Here is a 10415-nt window from a genome sequence, read left to right on the forward strand (position 1 = left end):
CTGTTATCTGGAGGACGCACATGGCTGTGCTGAAAGTTGATCTGAGTGCGTGCCAGGGGTACGCGAATTGCGTTGTCGGAGCCGATGACTACTACGACCTCGACGACGATGGTCTTGTCGTCTTGTTGCAGGCCGAGGTCGGCGACGGTGAACGCGCGCGTGTCGAGGCCGCAGCCAAGAGCTGTCCGGTCTCGGCGCTGTGGTTGGAGGACGAATGAGCACTCGCGTGGTCATCGCCGGCGGTTCGGTGGCCGGGATACGCATGGCGAAGGCGTTGCGGCAGTTCGGTTTCACCGGGACCATTCAAGTCTTCGAAGCCGAGCACGAGGTTCCTTACGACAAGCCCCCGCTGTCCAAGCTCGCCGTCGACTCTGATCCCCACGTACCGCTGATCACCCGGTCGGAGGCCCAGGACCTCGGGGTCGAGCTCCATCTCGGTCGCGCCGTGGCCGCCGTCCGGCCCGGTGACGACGAGATCGATCTCGACGACGGTGCCGTCGTCAGATACGACCACCTCGTCATCGCCACCGGCGCAAAGGCGCGTCCGTCGCCCTGGACCAGCGACGGCGTCTACGTGCTCCGCGGCATCGATGACGCGCGGACGCTGCGCGAACGCCTGACGACGTCACGCAGACTCTTGATCATCGGTGCCGGCTTCATCGGCTCCGAGGTGGCCGCGCTCGCGCGCGCCAACGACCTCGAGGTGACGATCGTGGACAGCGCACCGATCCCGATGGCGCGAGTCGTGGGCGACGAGCTCGGGAAGAGGTTCGTCGATCTGCACCACGCGCACGGTGTGACAACGAAGTTCGGCGTGGCCGTTCATGACATGACGCGCGCAGACGGCTCGATCCGGACGCTGCTCTCGAACGGCTCCGAGATCCGCACCGACACCGTCCTCGTCGGGATCGGCGCATCCCTCAACACCGAATGGCTCGCCGGCGCCGGGCTTGCCGACGCCGAAGGCGTGCGGTGCGACGAATACGGTCGGGCGCTCGGCCACGCGAACATCTCGGCGATCGGCGACGTCTCGGCATGGTTCCGTCCCAGTACCGGGGCGCACAGCCGAATCGAACACTGGACCAACGGAATCGAGCAGGCCGCAGCCGTCGCTGCACGACTGGCCGGCAAGGAGGACACACCACCACACGACCCGGTGGCATACGTGTGGAGCGATCAGTACGACTGGCGCATCCACCTCTTCGGGATCCGCCCCGCCGGCGTCGATCCCGAGGTCACCGAGGAAGCTGATCCGTTCCGGCTGGTCGCGGTTTGGAGAGACGGGAGCGGAGAGGTCACCGGCGGGATGGCGGTGAACTGGCCCCGTGAATCGGTCCGGCTCCGCAAGTCGATCGCGGCGCGCAATGCATCCCGTGCGTCGTCGCACGAAGCGGTGACCGCATGAGCGTCCTCTCGCACGCGGATCTCCGCGAACAGATCGCGATCGGTTGCCGGGTTCTCGCCGCACGGGAACTCGCTCCCGGAATCCTCGGACACATCAGTGTCCGCATCGACGAAGCGCGGGTGCTCGTCCGGTGCCGCGGACCCCGCGAGCGGGGTCTCGCCCATACCACCGCTGACGACATCCGCCTGGTGACGATGGACGGTTTTCCGGGCGCTCCTGGCGAACTCGACGAACACCGGCCGCCGGCCGAGCTCCCGCTGCACACCCGTGTGCTGCACCATCGTCCCGACGTCAACTGCGTGGTCCACGCACACCCCCGGGATGTGGTGGCTGCCAACCTCGCCGGGCTGCCCATCCTGCCGATCGTCGGCGCCTACGACATCCCCGGAGCGGTCCTGGCACACGGCGGAGTCCCGGAGTACCCGCGGTCCGCCCTCATCCACACCGAGGGACTGGGTGACGAGGTGGCGACGGCACTGGGTGACCGTCCGGTCGTCGTCATGCGCGGCCACGGCCTCACCGCCACCGGCGGGTCTGTCGAGGAAGCGGTTCTGCGAGCAGCCTCGGTGGCGACAATCGCCTCGCTCTCCTTGGCGGTCGTCGCGGCCGGTGGCACGGTCCGCCCCATACCGCCGGAGGACCTGGCCGACCTGCCCGACCTCGGCGGCTCGCTCAACCTCGACACCGCGTGGCGGCACGAGGTGACGCGCCTGAACCCCGGCGACTGACGTGGTTCGGCGGCCCCGGTCGCCGAACCACCGCTCGTTTCCCGCCCTAGAGAGAATCGACAGCGAGATCCCATGTTGCACTTGCCTCCCGGATACGAAACTCACCACACGAAGGTTCCGGCCGCCTTCGCCGACTACCGCACCACCGTGTTGCGTCATCCCAAGCAACCGCTCAAACTCCTACCGCACCGCCTGACCGAACTGAGCGGGCCGGTCTTCGGCGAGGACCGCCTACGCCCCGGTGACAGCGACCTCACGATCGCCAACGGCGGCGAGGCGCTCGGTCAACGCATCCTCGTCCACGGAAGAGTACTGGACGGTGACCGAAAGCCCGTCCCGCACGCGTTGATCGAGATCTGGCAGGCGAACGCGGGTGGACGTTACCGGCACACCGGCGACAACTGGCCGGCGCCGCTGGATCCGCATTTCAACGGTCTGGGTCGGTGCATCACCGACGCCGAGGGCCGCTACACCTTTACGACGATCAAGCCGGGCCCGTACCCGTGGCGGAACCATGACAACGCCTGGCGCCCCGCGCATATCCACTTCTCGTTGTTCGGGACCGCGTTCACACAACGCCTGGTGACACAGATGTACTTCCCCGACGACCCGATGTTCTTCCAGGACCCCATCTTCAACGCCGTGCCGGCCGAGGCGAGGCACCGGATGGTGAGCATCCCCGACCACGACGCCGACGTCGAGAACTGGGCTCTTGCCTTCCGTTTCGACATCGTGCTGCGCGGGCGGGAAGCCACCGTGTTCGAGAGCGAGGACGACCATGATGACTGACCACGTGGCACCGGTGTACGAGGTAACCCGCGGGGATTTCACGACCGCGGCCTACGGCCCGACGCCGTCACAGACGGTGGGACCGTACTGGCACATCGGCCTGCTCTGGGATGACGGGCCCGACGTCGTGTCCGGTGACCATGCCGACCGCATCACCGTCGCGATCACCGTGGTCGACGGAGACGGGCAGCCCGTCGCGGACGCGATGGTCGAGACGTGGCAGGCGGACGGCGAGGGTCGGTTCCCGGTGCGGGACGGTGGGCTGACGACGTTCCGGGGCTTCGCACGCAGCCCGGCCGACGGAACCGGCACCGCGATCATCCACACCGTAAAACCCGCTGTGTTGCCGGCCGAGGACGGGCTCGTCGAAGCCCCGCACATCGACGTCTCGATCTTCGCCCGCGGAATGCTCGATCGCCTGGTCACCCGCATGTACTTCCCGGAGGACACCACCGCACACGCGCTCGATCCGGTTCTCTCCACGCTCTCCGGGCACGACCGTCCCAAACTGATCGCCACCCGTGTCAACGACGGCTACTCATGGACGGTTCATGTCCAGGACTCCGACCCCCTGGGTCGGGAGACACCCTTCTTCGTGGTCTGAGAATGGCATTGATGTCGACCCGAGGCGAGCTCTTCGATCCCCTGTTCGGCGCGGACCGTGTGGGCGCAGAGTTGTCCGACGAGGCCTGGGTACGCGCCATGCTCGACGTCGAGGCCGCCCTTGGCCGGGCCCAGGCGACGATCGGGCTGCTCAGCGCGGAGCAGTGTGCCGCAATCGAGACGTCGGTGGCCGAACTCGGCGCTCCCGGTGGTGTCGACATCGCCGAACTGGGGCGCGCCGCCGTCAACGGGGGCAACCCGGTCATTCCTCTCGTGAAGATCCTGCGCGAGCGGGCGACACTCCTCGGCGTAGAGCCCGAACTGGTTCATCAGGGCGCGACCAGCCAGGACATCCTCGACAACGCTCTGCTGCTCATCCTCCGTCGCGGTGGTTCGATCGTCGTCGACGATCTGCATTCCGCGGCTGACGCCGCCGCCGACCTGGCACACATCCACCGGGAGACGCCCATGGTGGCACGCACCCTCGGACAGCAGGCCCTGCCGTCGACCTTCGGTCTACTCGCCACCACATGGTTCACGTCCCTCGATCGTGCCGCCACCCGCCTCGGCGCGGCGTTGTCGGCAGCGCCCGTTCAATTCGGCGGCGCCGCAGGAACTCTGGCAGCATCTCACCCGCACGGACTCCGCGTTTCCGACGCCCTCGCCGACGATCTCGGGCTGTCCCGTGCGGTGGCGCCGTGGCACACCGACCGCACCCCGGTCCTCGAGATCGCCACGGCGCTCGGGGTCGCCGCCGCCGCGGTGTCCAAACCGGCCACCGACATTGTCGCCATGTCATCGACCGAGGTGGCCGAGGTCGCCGAACAGAACCCCGGCGGCTCGTCGGCGATGCCCCACAAGCGGAATCCGACGGCGGCCGTCACTGCCCGGGCTTCGGCACGTCGCGCACCCGGTCTGGTCGCCACCGTTCTCGCGAACTCCGACCACGAATTCAACCGGGCCGGCGGACCATGGCACGCCGAGTGGGAAACCCTCACCGGTCTTCTCGGCTGCACGGGCGGAGCGGCGTCCCGACTCGCGACCAGCCTCCAAGGGCTCGAGGTGGACTCGGACGCGATGGCCCGGAATCTCCAACTCACCGGGGGACACATCCTGGCCGAACGGGTCACCGCGGCGCTCGCCCAGGTCACCTCGGAGGCAAGGGATATCGTCACGCGCGCAGCACGATCAGGAAGCCGTCTCAGCGAATCGCCCGAGATCACCCGCCACCTCGATACCGCACGAATCGCCGAACTCACTGACCCCACCAACTATCTGGGGCACGCCACCGACCTGGTGGACCGGGCCCTGGCCGCACGCCGAGGAGAGATGTCATGACAGTCGAACTCGACCACGAACAGTTCGGGGACCCGGATGCTCCCGTCGTCGTTCTCCTGGGCGCGCTTGGCACCGACCTCTCGGTCTGGGAACCTCAGATCAGCGCGCTGTCAGCAGATTTCCGTGTAGTCGCGGTCAACCTCCGGGGTCACGGATGGTCGTCGGCGCCCGCCGGACCGTACTCCGTCGCCGATCTCGCCGGTGACGTCCTGACCCTGCTGGACACCCATCACATCGACAGTGCTCATTTCGCCGGCGTCGGCCTGGGAAGTATCGTCGGTCAGCACGTCGCTGCCCATCATCCGGCCCGCACCCTCACTCTCACCCTGATCGCCGTCGGCGCCGCAGGAACGTCTGCAACATGGGCCGAGCGTTCCCGACTTGCCCGCGAACACGGGATTGCCGCGATCGTTCCCGAAGCGATCACCGGCTGGGTCACCGAAGGTCTGGCGAAGAACGCCCCCGAACTCGTCGACCGCCTCCGTGAGACATTATGCCGAATGACGCCTGCGGCGTACGCGTCCTGCTGCGATGCGCTTACCGAATGGGACGGCGGCGCACATGATCGCGCCCGCATCGTGGCCCCCACGCTGGTGCTGGGCGCCACCGCACACGACACCGGGCCGGGAAGCGTCGCCCGCCAGTGGGCGCGAGAGATCGCCGGCAGCAGGTTCCACGCGGTCGGGGCGTGCGGCGAACTCGCCAACCTCGAGCAGGCGGGTCGGGTCACCGAGTGCCTGCGCCGGCACCTCAGCGCGGAGTTCACAGACACCTACACGAACGGAATGACCGTCCGGCGTGCGGTACTAGGCGAAGCGCACGTGGACCGGTCCATCGCCGAGAGCACCGAATTCACCGCGCCCTTCCAGGATTTCATCACCCGAACGGCGTGGGGCGACATCTGGTCCCGTCCGGGGCTCGACCATCACACCAGACGGCTCCTCACGTTGGCGATCCTCACCGCGGTCGGCAACGAGCACGAACTCGACATGCATATCCGGGCCGCCCTGCGCGCCGGCGTCGACCCGGAGCTGCTCGTCGAGGTCTTTCTCCACACCGCGGTGTATACGGGCGTGCCGAACAGCAACCGGGCATTCGCCCTCGGCAAGAGGGCGCTCGCCGATCACGCTACCGAGTGACCTCAGGCGTCAAAGACCTGCTGGGCCACCTTCATAGCCGACAACGCCGCGGGCGCGCCGCAGTACCCCGCGGTGTGCACGATCGCCTCGACGACCTCGTCCCGCGTCAGACCGTTGTTTAATGCGGCCCGAACATGTCCCGCGAGTTCCTCGTGCGCTCGTAGGGCGGTGAGCATTCCGATGTTCAGCAGGCTCCGATCACGACGCTCGAGACCAGGTCGGTTCCATACGGCGTCCCAGACGTGTTCAGTTACGAACTGTTGCAGGACAGCCGATTCCGTTCCTTCGGTGCGGGCGAGCACCCGATCGACGAACTCGTCACCCATCACCTGCCGGCGGACGTCGAGCCCGTCCCGAAAGGACTGAGAGGCGTTGTCGAAGCTGTTGTCAGACATACACTCATCGTCGCAGATCTCACGATCGCAATCGACCGGTGAGCAGATGCGCCCGTTCGAGCAGAAGTACACCCATCTCGCCGACCCGCTCCGGCCGGAACCTCGTCTCGACGCCGGTGAGACTCAGCGCCCAGGCCGGCCGTCCCGCACGATCGAAGACCGCCGCACCCAAACCCCAACTTCCCTCGACGAGCAACCCAGGGTTGAGCGCGTAGCCGGTCTCGCGGGTCGACTCGATCCGCGAACGAATGTCGGCATCGGAATGTGCTCTGCCCCAGTTGCCGAGAAGGTCGACTCGGGACAGGTACTCGTCGATTTCGCGCGCCGGGAGATGACTGAGAATCGCCAGACCGGCCGACGCCACGCCCAGCGGGAACCGCACTCCCTCGTGAAGCACGTGAGACCGCAGCGGGAAGCTCCCCTCCTCACTCAGCACGCAGACCGTCTCGTCACCCCGGCGGGCGGACAGGAACGCGCTCTCCCCCGTTTCTCTCGCGAGACGAGCGACCACGTCGTGTGCCTGCTCGCCGATGTCATATCGTGCAGCCGCTCCCGCGCCCAGCAGATAGAGTTCCGGCCCCAGTGTCCACCTGCCCGTGCCGCGGTCACGATCGACGAGTCCTTCTGCGGCCAGGGACATCAGCAGTCGGTGCACAGTCGGGCGTGCCAAACCTGTCGCCAGACCGAGCTCGGTCGTCGAGGCCCCAGCGGGCTCGGCCGCGCCCACCGCCCGCAGGAGCGCTCCGACGCGCGCGACGACGTGCGGACGCTCATCACTCGTTGCGTTCACAGAATGAACGTAGCTGACGCAGATGCTCACCGTGCGAGCAGCTCACGAGTGGGTTGGCCGTACATATTGCACTCCAGCGCAACGACATTGTTGAGTCATACGAGAGCGGACGATGTCTGCTGACCGAACGATAAAGGAGAAGTGTTGTCGTCCAAGGTGTACGTGTCAGTCGCCGAAGCAGTGGCCGATGTCCGGGAGGGAGCGAGTATCGCGGTGGGCGGTTTCGGGTTGTGCGGCATTCCCGATGCGCTCATCGACGCACTGGCGGAGTCGGCCGTCACCGGTCTCGAGGTCTTCTCCAACAATTGCGGCGTTGACGACCACGGTTTGGGAGTGCTTCTGCGCCAAGGACGTATCCGCCGGGTCACCGCGTCCTATGTGGGCGAGAACAAGGAGTTCGCACGCCAGTACCTTTCCGGCGAACTCGAAGTGGAACTCACCCCCCAGGGAACGCTCGCCGAGCGACTGCGGGCGGGCGGAGCGGGTATCCCCGGCTTCTACACACCTGCCGGTGTCGGCACCCCTGTCGCCGACGGCGGACTACCCTGGCGCTACGCGGCCGACGGATCGGTCGCCCTGGCCTCACCACCCAAAGAGACCCGGGTCTTCGACGGCAAACCGTACGTCTTCGAGGCAGGGATCACCGCCGACTTCGCGCTCGTGCACGCGGCGGTCGGCGACACGGACGGCAACCTCCTGTTCCACAAGTCCGCGATGAACTTCAACCCGCTGGCTGCGATGGCCGGCAAGGTCACCATCGCCCAGGTCGAGCGTCTCGTCGAACCCGGTGAGATCGACCCGGACGCAGTGCATCTACCCGGTGTCTACGTGCAGCGGATCGTCCACACCGGACCGCAGGAAAAGCGAATCGAGAAGCTCACCGTCAGCGTCCCGTCCGATCAAGGCCGCTGCGTCTCCACCGCATCGGCTCCGGTCGTCGGATGGACCCGCGACCAGATGGCCGCCCGCGCCGCTACCGAGATGACCGACGGCGAGTACGTCAACCTCGGCATCGGCCTTCCAACGCTCATCCCCTCCTACCTCCCGTCCGATGTCCGGGTGACCCTCCACTCGGAAAACGGAATCCTGGGCACCGGCGGTTATCCGGCGGCGGACGCGGTCGACCCCGACCTGATCAACGCGGGCAAGGAGACCGTCACCGTGCGGGACGGGGGCGCGTTTTTCGACTCGGCCCGCTCTTTCGGCATGATCCGTGGCGGCCACATTGATACCGCAGTTCTCGGCGGCATGCAGGTGTCGTCCACCGGCGACCTCGCGAACTGGATGATCCCGGGCAAGATGGTCAAAGGCATGGGCGGCGCCATGGATCTCGTCCACGGCGCGTCGCGCGTGATCGTCCTGATGGAGCACACGGATCGCGCCGGGAACCCGAAAATCCTCGACACGTGCACCTTGCCCCTCACCGGCCAGGGGGTCGTGAACCGGATCATCACCGATCTCGGCGTCATCGACGTGGAGGATTACGGCCTGGTGCTCCGCGAGCTGGCACCCGGTGTGGCCGTCGAGCACATGACCACCGCGACCGGCGCAACCCTGCACATCGACATCGACTCACAACCGATTACGTAGACCCACCAGAAATGGCCAAACCCAGCACCTCGAGGGGTGCTGGGTTTGGCGAAAAGGGGTGGGTTTGCGCGGTTAGATCGGCATCAGGAAGTGCTTGCGCGGGGTCTTGAGGACCTGCTTGTCGCGTAACTGCGCCAACGCCTTCCGGAGCTGCAGGCGGGTCTCGGCGGGCTCGATCACCGCGTCGACGTAGCCGCGTTCGGCCGCGAGGTACGGCGTGGCCATCATCGTGTTGTAGAAGTCGATGAAGTCACGACGGACCTTGTCGGCCTCGGCGGCCGAGAGTCCCTCGGTCTGACGGCGGGTGAGCACCGCGGCAGCCGATTCGGCGCCCATCACTGCGATCTTGGCGGTCGGCCAGGCGAAGTTGATGTCGGCACCGAGGTGCTTTGACCCCATCACCGCGTAGGCACCGCCGTAGGCCTTGCGCAGCACCACGGTGACCTTCGGGACGTCGGCCTCCACGTAGGCGTAGAGGAAGCGACCCGACCGGCGGATGGTGCCCTTCTGCTCCTCGGCGAGGCCGGGGAGGATGCCGGGCGTGTCCACGAGGAACACGAGCGGGATGTTGTAGGCGTTGCAGATGCGGACGAACCGCGTCGCCTTCTCCGACGAATCGGTGTCCAGCACACCGGACATGACGCTCGGCTGGTTGGCGACGACGCCCACCGACCGGCCGTCGACGCGCGCGTAACCGGTGATGATGTTGGGTGCGAACAATTCTCCCACCTCGTGGAAGGCACCGTCGTCGAACAACCGGATGATGATGTCCTTCATGTCGTACCCGGCGTTGTCGTTGTCCGGCATGAAGTCGTTGAGCGACAGATCCGACTCGGTGATCTCGGGTTCGAGACCCGGGTTGATCACCGGCGGCTGCTCGTAGGCGCTCGACGGCATGTACTGCAGGTACTCGCGGACCCAGTCGAAGGCGGCCTTCTCGTCGGGCGCGATGTGGTGGATGTTGCCCCAGCGCGCCTGGTTGTGGGCGCTGCCCAGGTCTTCGGCGGAGATCTCCTCGCCGTTGACCTGCTTGAGCACGTCCGGGCCGGTGACGAACATGTACGACTTGTCCTCGACGGCGACGAGGATGTCGGTGTTGGCCGGGGTGTAGACGGCACCGCCGGCGCACTTGCCGAGGATGACCGAGATCTGCGGTGCGAGACCGGAGAGCAGGTCGTTGCGGCGACCCATCTCGGCGTACCAGGCGAGCGAGGTAACGGCATCCTGGATGCGGGCGCCGGCCGAGTCGTTGATGCCGACCATCGGGCAGCCGATCTTGCCCGCCCACTCCATCAGTGACGCAACCTTGCGGCCGAACATCTCACCGACGGTGCCGCCGAATACGGTCTGGTCGTGCGAGAACGCGGCGACGGGGCGTCCGTGAACGAGGCCGTGACCGGTGACCACACCGTCGCCGTAACCGCTCTCCGCGGCGCCCGGCATCTTGGCGAGCGCGCCGATCTCGACGAACGTCCCCGGGTCGAACAGCATGGCCAGGCGTTCGCGAGGGGAACAGATCCCCTTCGCCGCACGCTTGGCGACTGCCTTCTCCCCTCCGGGTTCGCGAGCGGCCTCCAGCTTTTGCCGGAGGTCGGCGAGCTTGCCTGCGGTGGTGTCAGTCACGGTCCTTCACTTTCT

At 66.9% G+C, this 10415-nt stretch carries 11 protein-coding genes; 8 read left to right on the plus strand and 3 right to left on the minus strand.

Going from position 1 to position 10415, the window contains the following annotated elements:
- The first annotated feature begins 20 nt into the window (after positions 1-20).
- From OK17_RS03610 to pcaDC, 7 genes are all read left to right on the plus strand, one after another.
- Positions 21-218, plus strand: a complete 198-nt coding sequence (locus OK17_RS03610) for a ferredoxin (RefSeq protein WP_006867079.1) — start codon at positions 21-23, stop codon at positions 216-218.
- Positions 215-1405, plus strand: a complete 1191-nt coding sequence (locus OK17_RS03615) for an NAD(P)/FAD-dependent oxidoreductase (RefSeq protein WP_461416692.1) — start codon at positions 215-217, stop codon at positions 1403-1405. Before OK17_RS03610 ends, OK17_RS03615 begins: the two co-directional genes overlap by 4 nt.
- Entirely contained in the window at positions 1402-2133 is a 732-nt protein-coding gene (locus OK17_RS03620; RefSeq protein WP_232717490.1) for a class II aldolase/adducin family protein, read from the plus strand. The genes OK17_RS03615 and OK17_RS03620 overlap by 4 nt, the downstream gene beginning before the upstream one ends.
- Positions 2134-2205: 72 nt before the next feature.
- Positions 2206-2922 carry a protocatechuate 3,4-dioxygenase subunit beta gene (gene pcaH, locus OK17_RS03625; protein ID WP_232717491.1) on the plus strand — a complete coding sequence of 239 codons (717 nt, stop codon included), beginning with the start codon at positions 2206-2208 and terminating at the stop codon, positions 2920-2922.
- Positions 2915-3526, plus strand: a complete 612-nt coding sequence (gene pcaG / locus OK17_RS03630; protein ID WP_232717541.1) for a protocatechuate 3,4-dioxygenase subunit alpha — start codon at positions 2915-2917, stop codon at positions 3524-3526. Before pcaH ends, pcaG begins: the two co-directional genes overlap by 8 nt.
- 11 nt (positions 3527-3537) lie before the next feature.
- The gene (locus tag OK17_RS03635) at positions 3538-4863 is read left to right on the plus strand and encodes a lyase family protein (RefSeq protein WP_232717492.1); all 1326 of its coding nucleotides are present in this window, start codon (positions 3538-3540) and stop codon (positions 4861-4863) included.
- A complete protein-coding gene (pcaDC, locus tag OK17_RS03640; RefSeq protein WP_232717493.1) occupies positions 4860-6002 on the plus strand; it encodes a bifunctional 3-oxoadipate enol-lactonase/4-carboxymuconolactone decarboxylase PcaDC in 1143 nt (380 codons plus the stop codon). The genes OK17_RS03635 and pcaDC overlap by 4 nt, the downstream gene beginning before the upstream one ends.
- A gap of 2 nt (positions 6003-6004) precedes the next feature.
- Here the strand turns inward: pcaDC and OK17_RS03645 are convergent, their stop codons facing one another.
- A complete protein-coding gene (locus tag OK17_RS03645) occupies positions 6005-6397 on the minus strand; it encodes a carboxymuconolactone decarboxylase family protein (protein ID WP_232717494.1) in 393 nt (130 codons plus the stop codon).
- Positions 6398-6416: 19 nt separating this feature from the next.
- Positions 6417-7187 (minus strand): IclR family transcriptional regulator, encoded by a 771-nt coding sequence (locus OK17_RS03650; RefSeq protein WP_232717495.1) that lies wholly within the window; start codon positions 7185-7187, stop codon positions 6417-6419.
- A gap of 144 nt (positions 7188-7331) precedes the next feature.
- Here OK17_RS03650 and OK17_RS03655 point away from each other — a divergent pair, with 144 nt between their 5' ends.
- Positions 7332-8777: a 3-oxoacid CoA-transferase subunit B gene (locus tag OK17_RS03655; RefSeq protein ID WP_232717496.1), complete on the plus strand. Its 1446-nt coding sequence runs from the start codon at positions 7332-7334 to the stop codon at positions 8775-8777.
- Between the two features lie 72 nt (positions 8778-8849).
- Here the strand turns inward: OK17_RS03655 and OK17_RS03660 are convergent, their stop codons facing one another.
- Entirely contained in the window at positions 8850-10400 is a 1551-nt protein-coding gene (locus OK17_RS03660; protein ID WP_006867069.1) for an acyl-CoA carboxylase subunit beta, read from the minus strand.
- Between the last annotated feature and the right edge of the window lie 15 nt (positions 10401-10415).

The organism is Gordonia sp. GN26 (assembly GCF_054823965.1).

Bases quoted from the DNA above. Each gene is read 5' to 3' on its own strand.
- pcaDC (WP_232717493.1), top strand. From the start codon at position 4,860: ATGACAGTCGAACTCGACCACGAACAGTTCGGGGACCCGGATGCTCCC.
- OK17_RS03610 (WP_006867079.1), top strand. From the start codon at position 21: ATGGCTGTGCTGAAAGTTGATCTGAGTGCGTGCCAGGGGTACGCGAAT.
- OK17_RS03635 (WP_232717492.1), top strand. From the start codon at position 3,538: ATGTCGACCCGAGGCGAGCTCTTCGATCCCCTGTTCGGCGCGGACCGT.
- OK17_RS03615 (WP_461416692.1), top strand. From the start codon at position 215: ATGAGCACTCGCGTGGTCATCGCCGGCGGTTCGGTGGCCGGGATACGC.
- OK17_RS03645 (WP_232717494.1), bottom strand. From the start codon at position 6,397: ATGTCTGACAACAGCTTCGACAACGCCTCTCAGTCCTTTCGGGACGGG.
- pcaH (WP_232717491.1), top strand. From the start codon at position 2,206: ATGTTGCACTTGCCTCCCGGATACGAAACTCACCACACGAAGGTTCCG.
- OK17_RS03620 (WP_232717490.1), top strand. From the start codon at position 1,402: ATGAGCGTCCTCTCGCACGCGGATCTCCGCGAACAGATCGCGATCGGT.
- pcaG (WP_232717541.1), top strand. From the start codon at position 2,915: ATGACTGACCACGTGGCACCGGTGTACGAGGTAACCCGCGGGGATTTC.